At 41.9% G+C, this 20,758-nt stretch carries 21 protein-coding genes; 2 read left to right on the forward strand and 19 right to left on the reverse strand.

Going from position 1 to position 20,758, the window contains the following annotated elements:
* Positions 1-73: 73 nt before the first annotated feature.
* The 18 genes from EAG18_RS14700 to EAG18_RS14785 form a co-directional block, all read right to left on the reverse strand.
* Positions 74-499, reverse strand: a complete 426-nt coding sequence (locus tag EAG18_RS14700) for a hypothetical protein (protein ID WP_125253134.1) — start codon at positions 497-499, stop codon at positions 74-76.
* 111 nt (positions 500-610) lie between these two features.
* A complete protein-coding gene (gene secF, locus EAG18_RS14705; protein ID WP_125253135.1) occupies positions 611-1,522 on the reverse strand; it encodes a protein translocase subunit SecF in 912 nt (303 codons plus the stop codon).
* A 1-nt stretch (position 1,523) separates the two neighbouring features.
* The gene (secD, locus tag EAG18_RS14710) at positions 1,524-3,353 is read right to left on the reverse strand and encodes a protein translocase subunit SecD (RefSeq protein WP_125253136.1); all 1,830 of its coding nucleotides are present in this window, start codon (positions 3,351-3,353) and stop codon (positions 1,524-1,526) included.
* 634 nt (positions 3,354-3,987) lie between these two features.
* Entirely contained in the window at positions 3,988-4,455 is a 468-nt protein-coding gene (locus EAG18_RS14715; RefSeq protein WP_125253137.1) for a hypothetical protein, read from the reverse strand.
* Positions 4,456-4,572: 117 nt separating this feature from the next.
* Positions 4,573-4,848 carry an HU family DNA-binding protein gene (locus tag EAG18_RS14720; protein ID WP_125253138.1) on the reverse strand — a complete coding sequence of 92 codons (276 nt, stop codon included), beginning with the start codon at positions 4,846-4,848 and terminating at the stop codon, positions 4,573-4,575.
* Between the two features lie 153 nt (positions 4,849-5,001).
* On the reverse strand, positions 5,002-5,526 hold the full coding sequence (locus tag EAG18_RS14725; RefSeq protein ID WP_125253139.1) for a DUF2878 domain-containing protein: 525 nt from the start codon (positions 5,524-5,526) through the stop codon (positions 5,002-5,004).
* Positions 5,498-6,760 carry a cyclopropane-fatty-acyl-phospholipid synthase family protein gene (locus EAG18_RS14730; RefSeq protein WP_125253140.1) on the reverse strand — a complete coding sequence of 421 codons (1,263 nt, stop codon included), beginning with the start codon at positions 6,758-6,760 and terminating at the stop codon, positions 5,498-5,500. The genes EAG18_RS14725 and EAG18_RS14730 overlap by 29 nt, the downstream gene beginning before the upstream one ends.
* A gap of 1 nt (position 6,761) precedes the next feature.
* Positions 6,762-7,493, reverse strand: coding sequence for a DUF1365 domain-containing protein (locus EAG18_RS14735; protein ID WP_125253141.1), 732 nt, complete (start codon positions 7,491-7,493; stop codon positions 6,762-6,764).
* Positions 7,490-8,743 carry an FAD-dependent oxidoreductase gene (locus EAG18_RS14740; RefSeq protein ID WP_125253142.1) on the reverse strand — a complete coding sequence of 418 codons (1,254 nt, stop codon included), beginning with the start codon at positions 8,741-8,743 and terminating at the stop codon, positions 7,490-7,492. The genes EAG18_RS14735 and EAG18_RS14740 overlap by 4 nt, the downstream gene beginning before the upstream one ends.
* A complete protein-coding gene (locus tag EAG18_RS14745) occupies positions 8,736-9,452 on the reverse strand; it encodes an SDR family NAD(P)-dependent oxidoreductase (protein WP_125253143.1) in 717 nt (238 codons plus the stop codon). Before EAG18_RS14745 ends, EAG18_RS14740 begins: the two co-directional genes overlap by 8 nt.
* Positions 9,449-9,874: a nuclear transport factor 2 family protein gene (locus EAG18_RS14750; protein WP_125253144.1), complete on the reverse strand. Its 426-nt coding sequence runs from the start codon at positions 9,872-9,874 to the stop codon at positions 9,449-9,451. The genes EAG18_RS14745 and EAG18_RS14750 overlap by 4 nt, the downstream gene beginning before the upstream one ends.
* Before the next feature lie 5 nt (positions 9,875-9,879).
* Complete coding sequence (phrB, locus tag EAG18_RS14755; RefSeq protein ID WP_125253145.1) at positions 9,880-11,253, reverse strand: deoxyribodipyrimidine photo-lyase; 1,374 nt, start codon at positions 11,251-11,253, stop codon at positions 9,880-9,882.
* A 2-nt stretch (positions 11,254-11,255) separates the two neighbouring features.
* Positions 11,256-12,215 (reverse strand): DUF523 and DUF1722 domain-containing protein, encoded by a 960-nt coding sequence (locus tag EAG18_RS14760; RefSeq protein WP_125253146.1) that lies wholly within the window; start codon positions 12,213-12,215, stop codon positions 11,256-11,258.
* A 15-nt stretch (positions 12,216-12,230) separates the two neighbouring features.
* Complete coding sequence (locus EAG18_RS14765; protein WP_125253147.1) at positions 12,231-12,881, reverse strand: ChrR family anti-sigma-E factor; 651 nt, start codon at positions 12,879-12,881, stop codon at positions 12,231-12,233.
* Positions 12,878-13,498: a sigma-70 family RNA polymerase sigma factor gene (locus EAG18_RS14770; protein WP_125253148.1), complete on the reverse strand. Its 621-nt coding sequence runs from the start codon at positions 13,496-13,498 to the stop codon at positions 12,878-12,880. The genes EAG18_RS14765 and EAG18_RS14770 overlap by 4 nt, the downstream gene beginning before the upstream one ends.
* Before the next feature lie 64 nt (positions 13,499-13,562).
* The gene (locus tag EAG18_RS14775; RefSeq protein WP_125253149.1) at positions 13,563-14,135 is read right to left on the reverse strand and encodes an LON peptidase substrate-binding domain-containing protein; all 573 of its coding nucleotides are present in this window, start codon (positions 14,133-14,135) and stop codon (positions 13,563-13,565) included.
* Between the two features lie 87 nt (positions 14,136-14,222).
* A complete protein-coding gene (locus tag EAG18_RS14780; protein WP_125253150.1) occupies positions 14,223-14,540 on the reverse strand; it encodes an MGMT family protein in 318 nt (105 codons plus the stop codon).
* Positions 14,518-15,420, reverse strand: coding sequence for a LysR family transcriptional regulator (locus EAG18_RS14785; protein WP_125253151.1), 903 nt, complete (start codon positions 15,418-15,420; stop codon positions 14,518-14,520). Before EAG18_RS14785 ends, EAG18_RS14780 begins: the two co-directional genes overlap by 23 nt.
* 100 nt (positions 15,421-15,520) lie before the next feature.
* Here EAG18_RS14785 and EAG18_RS14790 point away from each other — a divergent pair, with 100 nt between their 5' ends.
* Both EAG18_RS14790 and EAG18_RS14795 read left to right on the forward strand, forming a co-directional pair.
* Entirely contained in the window at positions 15,521-16,600 is a 1,080-nt protein-coding gene (locus EAG18_RS14790) for an efflux RND transporter periplasmic adaptor subunit (RefSeq protein ID WP_125253152.1), read from the forward strand.
* 1 nt (position 16,601) lies between these two features.
* The gene (locus EAG18_RS14795) at positions 16,602-19,670 is read left to right on the forward strand and encodes an efflux RND transporter permease subunit (RefSeq protein ID WP_125253153.1); all 3,069 of its coding nucleotides are present in this window, start codon (positions 16,602-16,604) and stop codon (positions 19,668-19,670) included.
* Between the two features lie 62 nt (positions 19,671-19,732).
* On the opposite strand, the gene rluF is transcribed toward EAG18_RS14795, so the two are convergent.
* Positions 19,733-20,728, reverse strand: coding sequence for a 23S rRNA pseudouridine(2604) synthase RluF (gene rluF, locus EAG18_RS14800; RefSeq protein ID WP_125253154.1), 996 nt, complete (start codon positions 20,726-20,728; stop codon positions 19,733-19,735).
* Positions 20,729-20,758 lie beyond the last annotated feature (30 nt).

A 20,758-nucleotide genomic window follows, 5' to 3' on the forward strand; every position in this document is an offset into this window, starting at 1 on the left:
AGTTGTTCTAGAAAAGGGATTTTTAACGCTATTAGCGTCAGGTTTACTCCTTCAAATTGAGCAAGAATTAAGTCTAATTGGCATTATAGTGGAAAGATAGATTTTGATTAACGTATTCAACGGCAGTGTCCAGATCGACAAACAGCACTTGCTCTATTGGCTCTGGCATCCCAATTTCTTTTCGAAGCTTTTCCATTTGGCGCTTTGCAATCGCTGAATTTAGTACATAACCTGCACTTACACACCCTAGTTGCAGGCACCGTTTGGCGACATTAACCAATAAATCATAGGCTTGCGGTGTAGCGGCAATCGCTTTTTCTGAATAACTAACATAACCCCATGCTGGCACCGCAATTTCATCACGACATTGTTCCATCGTCCGAGAAAAGAAATGGATCATGGATTCATTAATATTGCCTTCAAAGCAGGCAAATAGGATATTTTTTTCAGTCCAAAGGGTGACCTTACCGCAACGAGTCTGAAAACTGTATTTTGACATTAGCGCCCACCAACTCCTTTCAACAGCCGTGAATTATATCTTAGTCAACAAAGGTTAAAAAAGAGTTTGCACTACTTTTTTAACCTTCCACTTGATAAATGCTTGCTAAAATCAGGGTTCTGCAAGCTGCTTCTTCGTTGCTTCAGACTCTTCTTTGCGGTAATTGTTATATGATAATCCCATAAACTGTGGCAAAGTCGCGCTAATTGCAAGTGATGATAGTGTACCAACTGCTATGCCACAGCATAGCGCCATGGCAAAACTACTCAACCCGGCTCCTGCGAGCCACCATATTGACAGTACAGTTGCTAATGTTGTCAATGAGGTAATTAACGTACGACTCAACGAATCTTTTATCGCTTGATCAATGACCTTTGCCACAGGCGCTTGCTTGTAACGTTCCTCAAAAAGCAGCTCCCTCACTCTGTCTCCAACCACGATGGAGTCATTGAGAGAGTACCCGATGATAGCCAGTAACGCCGCTAATACCGTTAGGCCAAATTCAACCTGCGTGGCAGAAAATAACCCTAGTGTAATAATGACATCATGAAATAATGCAATACTTGCTGATACCGCTAGACGCCACTCAAAACGACATGCCAAATAAAGCAGCACGCTCAGTAAAGCAAATAATCCAGCTAGCCCGCCTTGCTCAATAAGTTCATCACCAACTTGAGCGCCAAGATAACTGGCATCTAATACCGTTGCATGCCATTGTGAGTTTAGCTCCGAATTCCACTCTTTTACCTTTAAATCATTAGTAGAAGAAGGAGTCTGAAATATTCGCCAACTGCCATCCATTTGCAGGTCAATTCGAGCATTATCCACCCCGAGCTGATGTAACTTCAGTTGCATTTCATCAACAGTGACGGACTTTGGTACATCAATTACAGTGACATACCCACCTGTAAAATCTTGCCCAAAAGCGATTCCTTTTTGGGCTATTGTAACCAAGCTCGCGAAAACCAATACCACCCCTAAAATAAGCCCTATCAATCTGATGTGTTGCATATTACTTTTCATATTACTTTCCTCCTTGACGCTGCTGAGAATATAAAGACTCAGACAGTAACCCCGATACAATAACCCCAGCAAAAATACTAGTCACAATGCCAAGCGCTAGCGTGATAGCAAACCCTTTCACCGGCCCATATCCAATCCCAAGCAGAATAAGTGCTGTGATCATCGTTGTTAAATTAGCGTCAACGATACTGGACATTGCTTGTTGGTAACCTTGCTTTAATGCTATCACCATGGTTGCTCCTTTTGACCTCAGCTCTCTTACCCGTTCAAAAATAATCACGTTTGTATCCACTGCCATACCAATTGTCAGCACCAAACCAGCAATGCCTGGAAGCGTCAACACAACTCCTGGCAACAATGACATTAAGCCAATGAGGCATACTAAATTGACGAGTAACGAAATAATTGCGATGACTCCGAGCTTTCGATACCACAGAGCCATAAATAACAAGGTGATGCTGAGTCCAAGCGCAAGGGCTTTAAAGCCGCTTTCAATATTTTTCTCACCCAAAGATGGGCCTATTGTTTGCTCTTTTACTATTGTGATTGGTGCATCCAACGATCCTGCTCTTAATAACAACGCTAACTCTTGCGCTCGTTCCATTGATTGCATATTGGTAATGCTAAAGCGGGTATTTAGTACTTGTTGTATAGTTGCAACCGATATCACCTCTGTATGCTTTTTCGTCTCTCCACTGGTACTGACGTAGTACTGTGCAAACACAGTCGCCATTGGCTTGCCGACATTTTGCCGGGAAAAGTGGTTAATCTTTTTACCACCACTTGATGATAAAAATAGCTCTACCAGCGGTTTACCGTATTCATCTCTACCGGCCGTGGCCGATTCAATTTCATCACCACCAAAAATTGCGGTAGGGTCAATATTGATAACGTTTCCTAATTTATCTTTTATTCTCTGGCCGCCTGCTGTCTGTAACGCATGGAAAGATAATTTGGCAGTGGCACCTATTATGCGTTTTGCTTGGTCAGGGTCTTGCACCCCCGGTAGTTCAATACGGATATAATTATCACCTTGTCGTTGGGTTACCGCTTCAGTGATCCCGAGTTCCTCAATTCGCGAGCGCAATGTTGATAATGCCTGAGTCATTAACTGCTTATGAAGCTCAATTTTTTTTGCCTCGGGAAAAGATAAAGTCAATTTAGTGAGACTACCATAGGCTTTTCTATTGCTGCTAAGGTGCGGATACCGGTCGTGTAAAGTAGTGCTTAATGCTTGTAACTCTGTTTTCCCTTGTACTGTTGCAACTATCTCGACCTCTTGAGCATTGATAACTTGAGGCGAAGATAGATGGCGATAGCGGTTATTAATTCGAATGCTATTGGCCTCATCTGCAACAGATTGCAGTTGGCTCAGCATTGCCTGCTCAACATCAACTTTGAGAACAAACAATACTCCCCCATCTAGGTCTAAACCAAGCTTGATTGGCTTTAATCCAGTATACTCAAGCCATATAGGCATTGTGGATGCACTTATTACTTTAACATTTAGTTCACTGTGCAGTGCGGCTATATGCGCCCTAGCCTCTGCGGTAAGTGCTCGATTTTCTAGCTCTACTAAGTATCCACCTTGATGTGATATTACCTTTTTTACCTTAAAGCCTTCATTTTCAAGATTATTTTTTAGCTCAGGCACAGATACAACAAGCATGTTGTTAGCGCTTGCCTGAACCTGTATTAAGTTCTTATTTGGGTATAAGTTTGGTGTAGCACAAATTATCAGTATCACTATGATAATTGCGGTAAAGAATTTCTTGAAGCGCGACGAAGTTGTCATGCCGTGCTTGCTATTCAATTGTTCTATATTCTTCATTTTATTCTCATTGGTCGAGCCAATTTATTTATACCAATTTGCTTGATCCTGATTTCCGATGATAAGTAGTTCATTTTGTGGCAAGAAAATCGTCTCTATAACACCATAGTCCCTGCTCGTGTAAAGGTATCTACATGCTCTGAGCAAGGAAAGCTTCGCTATTTAGTAGCTGTAAACTAGAAACTTTTAACACAGTTGGAACCAGATTTACTGCTTCAAATTGAGCTCATATTAGGACAAATTAGTATTAAAACTGGCGAGCATGCCAATACTATTTCGACTTTTACTAATTTTGTATTTACCAAATCAGTTATGGCAATTATCTTAATTAAGTGATCAACTTGCCTACACGGGCACTGGTATGTTGCCTTCGTTGACCAGCAAAATTACGCAAAGTAAGTAAACCATCGATCAATATTGGATGCTCAAAATTCAAATTAATACCAAGTATCTTAATTAAGTGATCTATTTTGAGGCGAGAAAATCTTGTCGATAACCAGGCAAAAATTTTGCTATTTAGTTGTTCTAAATAAGAAATTTTTAACGCTGTTAGCGTCAGATTTGCACCTTCAAATTGAGCAAGTATTAGGTCTAATTGGTATAAGGTTAACTTTAAATCCGAAATGAACGATGATTATACGTCGTAGCTTAGACGACCTTTGAAGATGAGGTTGGCTGGTTTGCAGGTATCGATAGAGCCGTTTGCTGGCCGTGTATCAGACATGTACCACGGTAAATCATTGGGTTTTTCCATTTGATAAACCATGGCAGGAACATATTTTGGCTCTGCTAGCGCAAACGCCAGTGCATATTCCGCTTGCTGTTTTGGATGCAAGAAATAACTAGGATGATTGGAGCGCTCTCGCTCTGGTAAAAAGCCAGTATCATGATCGTTGTCATCATGTGAAAGCTTGAACGGCATAACTTGCTTATGCTGATCTGGTTGATTAACTGGTAACTGAATAGCATCATCGGTAATAGACATCGACTTTGTTACCGGTATAGGAGAAGTAGTATTGCAATCAAGTTCTGTCGCACACCCAGCACCAACCCATAAAAGTATAAGTAGCGAGAGTATTGCTGGCAGACTAAAACGTTTCATTGCAATTATTAGTGTAAGATAATTTAAATCATAAGTTGGGGCGATGTTAGCAGATTCAAGACTGCCGAGATATAAAAAAACCCCCGTTTTCGGAGGTTTTTCTGTCCAGCGTGTGGATTACAGGTTTACTTGGTCTTTTAGACCTTTACCCGCTTTGAACGAAGGAATGTTCGCAGCTGGGATCTGGATTTCAGCACCAGTTTGTGGGTTACGGCCAGTGCGAGCAGCACGCTCTTTTACAGTGAAAGTACCGAAACCAACTAAAGCAACTGAACCACCTTCTTTCAAAGTGTCCGTTACTGCGCCAGTGAATGATTCTAGAGCGCGAGTTGCCGCTGCTTTTGAAATTTCTGCGTCTGCCGCCATCTTTTCAACTAGTTGAGCTTTATTCATTATTAGATTCCTATAACTTTATAATTTGCCTAAGCAAAACCTATGTTTATGCATTTTGCCTTTGTGTGCAACCCCAAAATTGATAATTTAGACTAAATATTTATTATTTTGCGCTGTTTTAGCTCAAAGCGCACAGTTTGAGACCAAAAGCTATCAATTTGCGTGTCCACGCGCAAGGTTTGTACCTAACAAAAACCGATTAATACAAATAATAATATAAAAGCCAACACTCCACATTGCCCCAAATGTCGGCCAAAAAACGTACCAAGGTTGGTGTATTGTCAACACATCAAAGTTCGCAGCGCCTAGATAACTGGGCGGCGCACACACCGCAAAAAGTAATATTTGCACAGGCATTGGTAAAGTAAGCAATTTAGCGAGTGCTTTATTTAATGTTAATAGCAGCGCTATCCAAAGTACCCAAAGCCAAAGAGGGATAATTGCCTCTCCTTGATAGCTCATTAGATTACTTTCAACCGCTGTATACTCAACGAGCACACCTATCACGGAGCCAACTAATGCCAATATCATGTTCAACCGTCTGTTTGAATGCCCCAACAGCATTATCACGCAGCCCGCTGTCATAAACCAAAGTGCCTGAGACTGAAAGAACAAAGCAGCAAACCAAACACTTTGAAATATCAGCGCGTTAGTAATCCAATGCTGCAACACAATCATTTGACTGATATCCGGGTTTTCTAGCAACTAGGTGAATGGCACTGGTCGCTCGACGCTTAAACGCGCCTTCGCAATAGCACAAGTAAAACTCCCACAAACGGTAGAAACGTTCATCAAATCGCTTGCTATCCAAAGATGGCCAAGACTTTTCAAAACGAACTCGCCAATCATACAAAGTTCTTGCGTAGTGAAGCCCTATGTCATGTAGCTCATGTACTACCATGTCTGTTGCGCTTGAGATTTGTTTACTCATCTCGGTGACTGAAGGCAAACATCCGCCCGGGAAAATATATTGTTGGATAAAATCAGATTGCTTTAGATAGTGCTGATAACGTTGACACGCGATGGTGATTGCTTGGATCAACATGGCACCAGACGGCTTTAGGAGTGCATCGCATTTCGCAAAAAAGCCAGAAAGATATTCATGTCCTACGGCTTCAATCATTTCAATTGAAACCAATTTATCGTACTGCCCTTGTAAGTCTCGGTAATCTTTCTTCAATAGAGTAATTTTATCACCAAGTCCTTCCTCTACAATTAACTTCTCCACATAAGCGTGTTGCTCCTCAGAGATTGTTGTGGTCGTTACATGGCACCCATGGTGTTTGGCGGCATAGATAGCAAAAGCCCCCCACCCAGTGCCTATCTCGACCACTTTGTCAGAGGCTTGCAAGTCTAGACGTTTGCATATTGCAGCGAGTTTATATTGCTGTGCCTGCTCAAGTGTCGCCTCTTTACTGGGGTAAACAGCACTCGAATAAAGCATTTCTTCGCTGAGAAACGACTCGTAAAGGTCATTTCCTAAATCGTAATGGGCTTCGATATTACGTTTCGAACCTTGTTTTGAGTTTTTGTTCCTAAAGTGCTTAAGCTTGTGTGCGATATTAGATAAAACCGCAAACTTTCTTTCGAAGGCATCCAACTGTGCTTGGTTGAGCACGAATATTTCTATTAATGCTGTTAAATTAGAGCAACTCCAATGACCCAAAATGTACGCTTCTCCAGCGCCTACGCTTCCTCCGAGCGCAAACAATTTATACATTGCGGCGTCGTGAACCACAACTTCAGCAATAAGCTCTGAGTCCATTGAGCCAAAGTGATGTCGGTTACCGCCCTCGACAAGCACGACCTTACCAGACTCCAAGGTATTTAATGCGCCGAAGACGAGCTTCTTGTATAACTTATCTAGCGTACTGAGTGATATTGATGAGGTAATTGTTGTGGTGTTTTCCATCTTAAACTCTTCCCGGATGCCCAATGAAGGGTACCTTCTTTAAAAATAACTTTAACGCTTGCCAATAGATACCCTTTGCTATACTCCACGTCATCGCAGGAAAGCGACGTAACAAGCGGTTGATGTTCTTGTTAGTCAGTGCCTGCTTTTTCAACGCCAAAGTCGCATCGAATAGCAATTCGTTACCTTTTCTGTTCTCTATATGGATAACTGTGGTTTGTCCTGGCGGCTTTACTTTCCAGTGATAACGCATATCCAAATTCATAAAAGGTGATACGTGAAAAGCTTTTTCAAAGTTCACATCTTCATGTAAATCAACTGAATAAAAATAGCGCTCGTTCCAAGGCGTGTTACTCACCTCAGCGAGCATATGACTGAAGCCTTGTCCGTTTTCATGCTCAAAGAAGTAAAAATTCACTGGACTAAAATAAATACCAAAGCAGCGCATTTGTGCCATCAGATAAACTTTAGTCGAGTCTGTTACAGGTCGGCCTAATTGTTTAGACTTTAAATAAGCACGTTGTAGTAAGCTGCCTTCACCATCTTTGATGTAGTCCTGCTGATTAAACTTGAGCAGTTTTAAGCCAGAAGAGCCAAACACTGACGAGATACCGTTCAGGGACTCTGCCTCATGTAAGTCAATCCACATCATATACATCGGGTAAGAAAAAGCATGATGAGCGTGCGCAAAACGCCTATGTCTCACTCTCCCTACCAAGATGGCGCTGTTCAAAATTCAACTCCAAGCTGCCTTGCAACATCTACAGCACTTTTGACACCATCTTCGTGAAAACCGTTAAACCAATAAGCGCCACAAAAATAGCTATGATGTTTGCCATCGATCTCAGGCTTTCTTTTTTGTGCATCAATGCTGGTCGTGTTGAAGACCGGATGATGATATACAAATCGTTGGATCACTTTGCTTTCATCAATGCCACTATCATGGTTTAATGTGACACAATATTGATATTTTGCGTCTAGCCCTTGAAGTATGTTCATTTGGTAAGTCACGACTGCGGCCTTGTCGGTCGCCTCGTTTAGCAAATAGTTCCAACTCGCCCATGCCGCTTTACGTTTAGGCAGCAGGCTTGTGTCGGTGTGAAGCACAACTGAATTTGCCGTATATGGAATAGCGCCAAGAATTTGTGTTTCTTGTTCCGACGGCGAGGCCAACAATTCAAGCGCCTGATCGCTGTGGCACGCAAACACCACCTTATCAAACTGTTCTTGGTGACCATCCTCAAATACCAAAGTCACGCCATCATCGTCGCGTTGTACGCTTGTGAGTTTGGCATTCAGAACAATATTCTCACGGAACTGTTCCACTAATGGCGCGATGTATTCTCTGGAGCCACCAGGGATCACATACCACTGTGGACGATTAGCAATATCCAAGAGACCATGATTGAAAAAAAAGCGCACAAAAAACTTAGCCTCAAAGTCGAGCATTTCTTTGATACTTGTAGACCAGATTGCTGCCCCCATCGGTAGGATGTAATGCAGTTTAAAAAACTCATTAAAATTATGGTGGCTTAAAAGCTTACCTAATGTTTCAACACCGTTATAGTCATCACGCTGGTGTAACTCTTTACATACTGTATTGAACCGAACAATATCTTTTAGTAGCTGCCAAAACTTGGGTCTAAACAAGTTGCGTTTTTGAGCAAATAGGGTCCATAGTGAATGCCCGTTATACTCAAACTCTGTTTGGCTGTTGTGAACGCTGAAGCTCATCTCTGTTGGTTTACGCGTAACGCCTATTTCTGCGAGCAGCTTTTCAAACTTTGGGTATGTTCTGTCATTAAATACTATAAAACCGGTATCTATTGCGATTTTTTCGCCATTATTTTCTACATCAATAGTTGCCGTGTGACCACCAATATAATTATTTTTTTCAAACACTTTGATATCGTGTTTACGGTTCAGTAAATACGCAGCAGTCATACCTGAGATGCCACTACCAATGATTGCAATTTTAGCCACGGGCTATCCTTTTCGCGAGAGGCAACCATAAAGAAAATGGTAAAAGCCTAAGAAGTTTCAAAAATAAGGTAAAACGTCTGGGAAAGTGTATTTCCCTTTTGCGCTTAGAGATCCCCGCGCTTATGTATCCTACTGCGTCTTCAACACTGACTATACATGGCATCGGGAAATCATTTTTGTCTGTTAGCGGTGTTTCAACAAAACCTGGATGTACAACTGTGACGTCCACACCTTTTAAAGTAACAGAAAGCGTTCTAGCTAGATAGCTGAGTGCCGACTTTGACGCGCCATATGCTTCAGCACGAGGCAATGGCAAAAAAGAGCTGCTAGAGCTGATGATACATAGCTGACCGCCTCGTTTGATTTTGGGTAGAATAATATCTAAGCAATGCCCTATTGAAATCACATTAATTGTCATGATCCGTTCAAAAAGGTGGCCGTCAAAGTCATTAGGGTTATCAATATATTCACAACCGCCAGCATTTAGAATAACCAAATCTAGCTCATCAAGGTCGGCAAACTGACGCTCTATTTCTTCACGCTTCGTTAAATCAAACGCTTTCGTTTTTACGCCGCTCTCTTGTGCTAGCGAACTAAGAATCTCAATATTTCGCCCACATGCCGTAACGGTATTGCCTTGGTTAGCATAATATCTTGCCAACCCCTTACCTATGCCTGATGTTGCACCCGTGATCAGTACATGTTTCATCCAGTCACCCTCTTATCAAGCATACGAATTATGTTGCCAAGTACAGGAACCTGACGGTATAACATTTGTGCGCTATCGAAATAATCTCGGTGGTAAGCAACTTTATCACCTTTAAAGCTCAATCTACTGTGCCCATCAACATCAATAGTCTTTCCACCATTAAGCTTTGGATGACGATAAGACATTATCCAGTAAATAAAGCTAACATCATCAGACTGATAATCGCTTGTCACCGTAAAATTGATGTCAGCAACATTTTCATATAAAGCTTGAAAGTACAGTGTTAGCTGTTCAAGTCCTTGGATGTGATGGAGCGGATCTGTGAAATTAATATCGTCTGTATAAATCTCTGCTAGCTTGTCTAGGCAATGCTTGTCGATTTCGTTATACACTGACACAAATCGCTGGGTTTTGTGATCCATACCTTTTATACCTTAAATGCCTCAAGCGCTCTTGCTCTGGCTTCTTTGTGATCCACAATTGGTGCACAATACTGACCGCCAAAAGCCGACAAATAGTCGTGCGGAAAGTGGATGTGCTTAGCTGGAACGTTTTTCAATTCAGGCACATAGGTACGAATGAAAGTACCATCAGGATCAAACTTTTCACTTTGCGTAATAGGATTAAATATTCGAAAATACGGTTGAGCATCGCATCCTGTACTTGCAGCCCATTGCCAACCACCATTATTACTCGCTAAGTCCCCATCAATAAGTTTAGACATAAAGTAGGCTTCACCTTGACGCCAATCGATCAATAGGTGTTTTGTTAAAAAGCTAGCCACTATCATGCGTAACCGATTGTGCATCCATCCAGTTTTGTTTAGTTGACGCATAGCCGCATCTACAATGGGATAACCTGTTTGACCTTCGCACCACAATTGAAACACCTCGGGATCTGACTGCCATGCAACAGCATCGTATTTTTCGTTAAAGTTAGAGCCTTTGCATAACTTAGGAAATGCAACGATTAGGTGTCGATAAAACTCACGCCAAATTATTTCATTTATCCAACAAAACTCCGGCTGGCTAGGTCTCTCTAGTACTTCAGGGTTATCGAGTTGGATCTGGGTTAGCAATTGCTTAGGTGAAATAATGCCAAGTGCAAGATATGGACTTAAACCTGAAGTTCCCTTGATTGCAGGGAAATCTCTATCACCCTGATAGTCTGTCAACTTATCTTTAATAAAACGATTAACAACTGCCACGATAGATTCATCATCAACCGGCCACTTCTGTGATTCCATGGTCATTGCAAAAAACGATGGTGTAGTAAAGTCACCGGCGCTGCGCTTTTCAAGTGGCCAATGTTGAAAGTTAAAGCGCTGATCTGAAAATAATTTGAGCCACGCTTTCTTGAATGGCGTAAATACTTTGAACATTTCACCAGAGCCCGTCAGCACAGTACCCGGGGGGGCAATTACATCTCCATCAAAACATGTCAGTGAAACCCGCTTAGAGCACTCATTGTCGCGTGCAATTTCATTTACTTCATATTCTTTGTTTGCAAACAGACGACTGATGTTATTTTCTTCGCAAAATGCGCTGAGCCGCTCTGGCAGCTCAGTGAACATGCCCGCCTCAATAATATGTAGCTGGACACCAAACTCGCTCAATAACGCGCCAAGCTCAACCAGCCTCCGCTCCAATAAGTCTATCTGGATAGACGCGGTATTGTGTTGTTGCCACTGTGGCTTACAATAAAAAAAAAGCGCATCCCGTGCGCCTTCATTTATGGCTTCTATCAAAGCCTCATTGCCGTATACCCTCAGGTCACGGCGAAACCAAAAAGCAGTTTTCATGGTTAAATTCCGAATCTTAAGCGCAACTCGTTGGGGTATGGGTCAAAGTAGACTTGACTCTGCAAGTAGGCTTTGGGATGTACTGTTAAATGATGCTTTAACAATGTAAGAGGAACGTAAAGCGGCACTATACCCTTACGATACTCTTCAATTGCCGTACACATTTCTTGCTTCTCAACGCTCGACAGCTCATTTTTGAAATACCCTTGTAGGTGGGTCAACGTGTTAGCCTGATTTTTTCTGTTTGCAGGCTTTTTGAGCGCTGTCATCAAACCGCTTATGTATTGCAGCTTGAGCGTTTCAATACCTAATTGCTTGCCATCGCCCAACAGCCTTCCCAAATTTTTGTATGCCTGATAATTATGACTCATCAAAAGGTACTTATGCTTGGCGTGAAACGTAGTGATTTCATGTAAGCCAACGTGTTCCTGACTGACTAATTCTTGCCAGCTTTTATAAACAAACACACGCATAACGAAATTTTCTCTGAGGTACATATCGTTGAGACGGCCATTTTCCTCACAAGGTAGTAGTGGATTGTGTTTCATAATTTGCTCAGCAAACACACCGATACCCTCAGAGGTATTGCCCGTACCCGCTTCGTTATATACCTTCACACGCTCCATGCCACAGCTTGGGCTTTTAGCGCAAAATACAAACCCCGATAAATTTTGAGCCTGTGACGTGGCGATTTGCTCGCCATACGATTTAAGTTTTGGCGCTACATCTTCTATGCCGTCAGGTCGACTTACCTTAATGATGTCACCGACCCTGATTTGTCTAATGGTGGGTCTTGGAATTGGGAGGCCTATAGCGACCTCAGGACAAAACCTAACATATTCAACGTGTTCTGCAAATTCATCCATACAAAAGTTTGAACGCTTATGGCCGGAATCAAATCTTACTTTATCACCGGCCAAACAAGCGCTAATACCAATTTTTATCGAAGATGAAAACTTCATACTGAGACTTTTTCCTTAATAAATCAGATTGCCAATTGGATTTAGCAACTTACTAAGCCCTTTATTGAAGTGTAGCGCACTGCTGACGACAGTAAAGCACAGACAGCCTGATTTGGTACGAGGCGAGTGATTATGTTGGCCATCTTGCCAAATAAAGTCTCCGGGAACATATTCACCGGACTCGTCAGAAAAATCACCGTCCAATAGCAAAGTGATCTCAAAACCGGTGTGAGTATGCTCAGGGATCTCACCTTCCGCTTCTATTTCCAACAGGCTTGAACGCAACTCACCGTCTTCAAGCAACAAGCGAGCGCGCGATACTTTTCCCACGCCAGAGAATTTTGTTCTGTCAATATTGGCTATGGCTCGTGGTAGTTGCACATCACGTCCCTGATAGCTAAACGTCGGTTGAATGTAATCATGTACTTCGTCAACATCGTCAGTCAACGCAATCGACTCCATCAGCTGTATCATATCAGCGTCCAAAGCAAGTGGCGCTGCGTCACTGAATTGTTGACTTGCTTTGGCTTCCTCTAATGCTTGGGTTTTCTTTTGACAACAAGGACAAAGCTCTACGTGTGCAGCAATCGCGACGCTAATACTTGCGGGCAGACTGCCCTCAACAAATTGTTCTAATAATGATTCATTAGGGTGATGCTTAATCATGCCTGATCTCCCAGCTCTGCGCGAAGCTTTTGTAGTGCTAGTCTTAAACGAGATTTCACCGTGCCAACCGGAATATTCAAATGTTCAGCCAGTTGCTCCTGTGACATTTCTTGAAAATAAACCCCTTTGACAATATCACGTTGGGCAGGTGGTAGCTTGTTAATGTATTTTTGTATTTGAGCAGTTTGAAGGTGGTCTTTGAAGCCTTCATCGTCTGTTTGAGAATCTTGAATTATCGGCCAGATGTCTTCGCTTATATGCTCTTCTTTGTTGCTCTTCATCTTGCGTAAAGCATCAAAAGAGGCGTTTCTCATCACCGTATAAATCCATGTCGTCGCAGCTCCCTTATCGTGGTGATACAAATGAGCCTTTCGCCATACCGACGTCATGGTGTCTTGCACTAACTCCATTGCTTGTGCTTCGTTACCAAATTGCTTCAATCCAAATCGTTTAATTTTAGGAGCAAAATATTCGAATAAATACGCGAAGGCCTTTCGATCCCTACTTGTCGCGACTTTGACTAGTGCGTCTGACAACGCTTGTGAAGGGGTATCTTGCACTGCTTTGCGAGTTCCTGATTTAACGTTGCAATCAACTGATTGCTGTTGGCCTATCATAGCTCACCTTCCTGATTATACTTACTACTGTGCTTTACGATTTGAAGCTGAGAATCGATCACTTTTATTTTTCATCTAACACAGTATGTAAGAATTCGGCTACCTGTTCAAATGTCTGGGCTTGCTTTATTTTTAATTTTTGTGCCATCGATATAGGCAAAATCTCCAACCACCTGTACGCAACCCAGAGCGGCTCTGAAAAACGCTTGTCTTTGTATAAATCGTCCAGTATTGGATTGGCGATGAATACATTGCGAAGCTTCTCCTTGAGGGTGCTATCAATTAGCTTGAAAGCCGTGTCATTACACAGCCACGGTGGCCCTTCTATCTCGCTGCATTCTCCATACCTAAGACCTTGGTGGTCAACCTCAACGTTACTGATCGAAACTCGTTTGATTGCCTCAACATCTATCAATAGTTGGCCATCTTCACCTTGAGAGAAATCCACTATTTTCACGTGAACCCCTTCATTTTTTATATCTTTAGGCGCCCCCTCCACGTCAGCGCACAACACAAAACCTTGATTGGTTTTGGCCGCTTCTTTCACCATATATAAGTAACGTTGCTCGAAAATCCGCAAGCGGGTAAAGCCACCCGGAAGCAAAAATATCGGCAATGGAAATAAAGCTAGTTTCATAATTCCCGTTCAAATACTCAAAAACTAACGATAATTACGGCTATGTTATTTATCTGGATCAGTTGAATATGAAGGGTTCTAAATTTGTTACTCCCAAAAAAATTGCTTTGCAATTAGATTTGTGCCTGAAAAGGTCACACCCTCAGCTTCTAAGCGTTGTTTTTGTTCTTGAAATTTATCGCTATCTGATGCAAATGAAATGCGCCTTTGACTATTCACTACCCGATACCAAGGCAGAGTCGATTCTGGTGGTAAATGTTTAAGTAACTGCCCTACTTTACGGGCATAATTAGGAAAACCGGCTAAACGTGCAACTTGCCCATAAGAGGCTACTTTTCCCCTTGGAATGGCACCTATCACGGTAAACATTCTTTCTGCTAATTCATGTTGTTCGATGGTCTTCATATGCTTTATTCAACACCTTTAGTTGTTCCCAAAAATATCTAGCTACTGGCCCATGATGAGAAATATGTAGGCGAAAAGCATGGATCTCTGCTTCAAACTCGTCTTTTCGATCATTAACACGTACGCGTTGTAAAATACCAGAGTCAATTTCCTCGCGGCAAAAGTTAAGGCCGATAAGCGCGTATCCCATGCCTTGTAAAAGGTATCTTTTTATCGCCAAAGCATCGTCTAGTTTCATCACGTTTTTACTATTACCATACGCCAGACGTTCGCTGTCAAAATTAAATTTACTCTCTTTCATCGCAAGAGACGGGTAATTAGCAAGCTCAGCAAAACCCAACGATTGCGGCATGTAGCCATGTAATGAGACTAGACCGAGTTTAATTTTCCCTATCGGCATGGTTTCAAGATCGCCTGTTGAATGAAATAAATCAAACCAAGGGCCTATACCTAAGTTTGCAGCTCCTTGGGTAACCTGCTCCAACGCAAAAAAACGCTTACCACTTGAAATGTTCATTTCTGTCGACGGAAATTTYATAAATGCACGGCCTAGTACTTCATCAATTTGATGTTGATAGACAATTGGTTCGTAGCAGATATTAAAGCTTGGCTCATTACCAGCCGCAAATTCATTCGCGAGTAATGAAAGATCTCTATGATGATTTAATAATTTTTCAGCCTCGAAGTAAAATCGGCGGCCTTGTTCTGTCAATATATTACGGTATTTCTCACGCTCAAACAGCGCAAATCCCATAGATTGTTCTAATCTTTTTATTGATTGCGAGACCGCTGGCTGCGTTTTATGAAGCTTATTTGCAGCTTCGGTAAGACTAGGTGCTTCAACAACAGTACAAAATACTGCTAAGTCTGAAATCTTCATAAATAAATCTTATGCAGTAGAGAATGTTTTATAATTTTTATTTTATAAGTAATTCTATTATTCTGCACGCATTATAATTAACGTTGTCATGGAGAACAAAATGTTAAGAGTGTTTTCTGGGCTTGTATTGGCTACTTTATTACTGGGCTGCCAAGAACAAGTAGAACAAACTCAAGTAGAAGCCCCAACAAGACCTGTAAAAATCCACACGGTCTCAGATCCAAATAGTAGTACACTACGCAGCTTTCCTGCCGAAGTGGTTGCAAACCAAGGCTCCTACCTCGCTTTTCGTGTCAATGGTGAACTCATTGAGTTTCCTGTTCTTGCCGGCCAAGACGTGCAAAAAGGCCAACTGTTGGCAAAGTTAGATCCTGAAGATTTCAATCTCCAATACGAGCAGCGCAAAGCCCAATTTGAACTAGCGAAAGCGCAACTTTCAAGAATAGAGCCACTCTACGAAAAAGGCATTGCGACTAAAGCTGAATTTGATAAAGCTCTAGCGGATAAACAAGTAGCAGAATCGGCATTTAAAATCGCTAAAACAAATTTGGAATACAGTGAACTACGAGCACCTTTTAGCGGTACAGTTGCAAAAGTATTTGTAAAAAATTACGAGAATGTCGTTGCAAAACAAAATATTCTTCGCTTAGAAACTCGCGATATGATGGACGTTGTTATTCAAGTGCCAGAGCGTATTGTTGCGCGCGTAGACAAAGATTCAGACTACAAGCCAACGGTTGTTTTTGATGGTTATCCGAGTAAATCATATCCATTGACAATTAAGGAGTGGGATACACAAGCTGATCCTGCAACGCTTACTTATAAAGTTGTTTTTAGTTTGCCTATTCCAGAAGATTTTAACCTTTTTGCTGGCATGACAGGTCATGTATATGTCGACCCAAGCAAGATAACAAACAAAGACAATACGGCAATTATTATCCCTAACCAAGCTGTTTTTTCCGATAAAGAGCAAAACACGGATGGAAACAGCTACGTCTGGATTTACCACAACGACCAACAAACGGTGAGCAAACGCAAGGTTACTGTTGGTCAGCTCAATCACACAGGGATAGAGGTCACCTCTGGTCTTGAACCCGGTGAAAAGATCGTCGCAGCTGGCGTACATTATCTACAAGAAGGTGCGAAAGTGAGACCTTGGACGAAAGAAAGAGGCCTGTAATATGAGTTTAGCCAAATGGTCAATTGAGAATAAAGTTATCAGTTGGATGTTTGCCTTGCTCTTACTGATAGCAGGTGCAGTATCTTATCTCGGCTTAGGTCAACTTGAAGACCCTGAGTTTACGTTGAAAAAAGCCATGGTTGTGACGATGTACCCTGGTGCTTCACCTCAGCAAGTCGAAGAGGAAGTTACATTTCCAATTGAAAATGCAATCCAATCTTTGCCCTACGTAGACTATGTAACTTCTATCTCATCACCGGGGAAGTCCCAGATCACGGTTGAGATGAAGAGTAAATATCGAAAAAAAGATCTACAACAAATTTGGGATGAACTAAGACGTAAAGTAAATGATCTAGCGCCCAAACTCCCTCCGGGAGTCATGACACCCAGCGTTATTGATGATTTCGCCGATGTATACGGAGAGCTGTATGCCGTAACAGGCGAAGGCTACTCATACGACGAGCTAAAAGATTATGTGGATTTTTTAAAACGCGAGTTAGTTTTAGTCGATGGCGTAAGTAAAGTAACCGTGGCTGGTGAGCAGCAAGCCCAAGTCATTGTTGAAATATCGACGCAGAAACTATCCCAGCTTGGTATCCCAACAAGCCACATATTTTCTTTACTTCAAGCGCAAAATACTGTTTCAAACGCAGGTAAAATCAGAGTTGGAGATGAATCAATCCGACTCCACCCAACAGGAGAGTTTACAGATGTCTCCGAGCTTGAGGGATTACTCATTTCAAAGCCTGGTGCTAAAGAATTAATATACCTTGGGGATGTAGCAACCGTTACTCGTGAATATGCAGAAGTCCCCAATCACATCACTCGTTTTGCACAGCAGCGCGCTTTATTAGTGGGTGTTTCTTTCACGTCTGGCGTTAATGTAGTTGAAGTGGGTAAAGAGATCGGCCGACACTTAACCCAGCTTGAATACCAAAGACCTTATGGTATTACCATCAATACGGTATACAACCAACCTACCGAAGTGGAGACCTCAGTTGATGGCTTTATCATCAGTCTGGTTGAAGCGGTTGCTATCGTTATTATTGTGCTACTTATTTTTATGGGCGTGAAAAGTGGCATATTGATAGGTGGTATCCTACTCATAACCGTGCTCGGTACATTTATTTTTATGAAGATGTTCGCCATTGACTTACAACGGATCTCGCTTGGTGCATTAATCATAGCGCTGGGAATGTTGGTAGATAACGCCATCGTTGTAACCGAAGGGATCTTGATAAATATAAAACGTGGACAATCAAAGCTCCAAGCTGCGGTTAATATTGTAGAGCAAACTAAGTGGCCGCTTCTTGGCGCAACTGTGATTGGCATTACCGCCTTTGCACCAATAGGGTTGAGCTCAGATGCAAGTGGCGAATTTGCCGGTTCTTTATTCTGGGTGCTTTTAATATCATTATTGCTAAGTTGGGTTACCGCTATCACGCTTACCCCATTTTTTGCTAATGCCATGTTTAAAGGGCCAAAAGCAAAAGAAAACAATGATGACGCTGAAGATGATGACCCTTATAAAGGCGTAATCTTTACTGTATACAAGTCAATGCTGACGTTTTGCCTCAAGCACAGAGCGGTAACTATTATCTCAATGGTGTTATTACTTGTTGGTGCGGTCGTCGGCTTCAAATCAGTAAAACAGTCATTCTTTCCCGCATCGAATACACCTATGTTTTACGTAGATTATTGGCACTATCAAGGTGCTGATATCCGTAGCACAGCGAAAAATGTCGAGAAAATAGAATCATTCTTACTTGCCGATCCACTTGTAAATGAGGTCACCACAACGATTGGCCAAGGTGCACCTAGATTTATGTTAACCTACTCACCAGAAAAGCAGTATGACGCTTACGGCCAGCTTATTGTCAGAGTAAAAGACAGAGATGCTGTTGTCAGTATGATTGCGAAGTTGCGTGAGTATGAAAATCAACACGAACTAGACGGTCAACTAAAAATTAAACGAATGGAAATAGGCCCATCGACTGATGCAAAAATTGAAGCGCGTTTTTCTGGCCCAGACCCTGTTGTCTTAAGGCAATTGGCGGAAGAAGCTAAAAGTGTAATTCGACGAGATGAGAAAGCATTTAACATTCGAGATAACTGGCGTCAGAGAACTAAGCTCATCCGCCCACAGTTTAACGAGCTCAAAGCAAGACGCCTGGGGATCAGCAAATCCGATTTAGATCAGTTATTACTTTCTTCAGTATCAGGTAGTAAAGTTGGTTTATATCGAGATGGCACTCAACTACTACCAATCATCGCTCGGTCGCCGGAAGAAGAGCGGCTAAATGTTGAAAACTTGGGTGACCTACAAATATTTAGCCCAGTTTTAAATGTTTACGTTCCGGTTTCCCAAATCGTAGATGATTTCAGTGTTACGTGGGAAGATAGCCTTATCATGCGCAGGGACAGAAAACGCACAATTACTGTTATGGCGGATCATGACGTTATTGGTGATGAAACTCCTGCAAAACTGTTTGCACGAGTCAAAAGCGATATTGAAGCTATCGAGCTTCCTCAAGGCTATGAGATGCAATGGGGCGGTGAATATGAGTCATCTAGTAAAGCGAAAACTGCAATTTTTGGCTCGCTACCAATTGGCTATCTTGCTATGTTCATGATCACTGTATTGCTATTTAATTCAGTGAAAAAACCTTTAGTGATATGGTCAACCGTGCCACTTGCCATTATAGGCGTAACAGCCGGACTTGTTTTATTGCAAGCCCCTTTCAGTTTCATGGCACTACTCGGGTTGTTGAGTTTATCAGGAATGCTCATCAAAAATGGGATTGTACTGATGGATCAAATTAATATTGAAATTGAATCTGGTAAGTCTCCATATCAAGCTGTTTTTGATTCTGGTGTGAGTCGTGTAAGACCGGTTTCAATGGCTGCTATTACGACCATCCTAGGCATGATCCCACTGCTATTTGATGTGTTCTTCCAATCGATGGCTGTTACCATCATGTTTGGTCTTGGATTTGCTACTATATTAACCTTGATTGTACTTCCTGTACTTCACTGTGTGTATTTTGGCATTAAGCAACCAGACGCTTAAAATAAAAAGCCCCTTGATAGACTGTCAAGGGGCTTTACATTCAAATTGATTTCTTTGACACACTACTTTTTAGTTTTATTTAAAGACAGCGTACCCTTCACTCTGTTAGCGGGTTTACCACTGTTTTTCTGACCAGGTTTGCGTGTTTTACTACTTCTGCCTTTATCAAAAAAGTGTTGTTTTCCCCGTGTTTTACTATCTCTTTCTTTATTTTTGCCCGATTCACTCGTTTTGGTTTTTCGGTTTTGAGGGCGCTTCTGCGACTTTACTTCGTTCGACTCATCATCGTTTCGGTTGAACTTATCGCTTACTTTTCCTGCACCCGCCCCCGCTGAGGCTTCTTGTGTTTTAACCGAAGATTCCGTAGCTCGATTAATTTCGCGCATTTCTTGCTCGCTGAGGTGACGCCATTGGCCGCTGGCAAGTCCGGTAAGGTCGATATTCATAATTCGAATACGTTTTAAACTCGTTACTTCAAAACCGAGGTATTCGCACATTCTTCTTATCTGACGATTTAGACCTTGAGTAAGTATGATAGTAAATGACTTGATGCCAGTTTTACGCACCTTACAGCGTTTAGTTACCGTGCCAAGGATCGGAATGCCCGATGACATACGCTTTACAAAACGCTCATCAATTGGTTTATCAACAACCACCTCATATTCTTTTTCATGGTTATTTCCAGCTCGGAGAATTTTGTTTACCATATCTCCTTGATTAGTAAGAAATATTAGCCCTTCTGACGGTCTATCTAAACGCCCAATAGGAAAGATCCTTTCTGGATAATTGATAGCGCTCACAATATTGCTTTTAATTTTTCGCTCAGTGGTACAGGTTACACCAACCGGTTTATTGTAAGCGATAAAGACCGATTTTGGCTTTGCTTTGAGTGGTTTATTATCAATAATAATGGTGTCAGCGTCTGACACTTTAGTGCCCATTTCTGGTAGCGTGCCATTTACTTTAACTCGGCCAGAAGCAATTAAGTCATCAGCTTCTCGACGGCTGCAAAATCCTGTTTCACTGATGTATTTATTGAGGCGCTTTTGTTCTGTCACAGTAGGGAACCACATAGAGTAAAAACGATT

This window comes from Pseudoalteromonas sp. J010 (assembly GCF_003934235.1).
Taxonomy (GTDB): domain Bacteria; phylum Pseudomonadota; class Gammaproteobacteria; order Enterobacterales; family Alteromonadaceae; genus Pseudoalteromonas; species Pseudoalteromonas peptidolytica.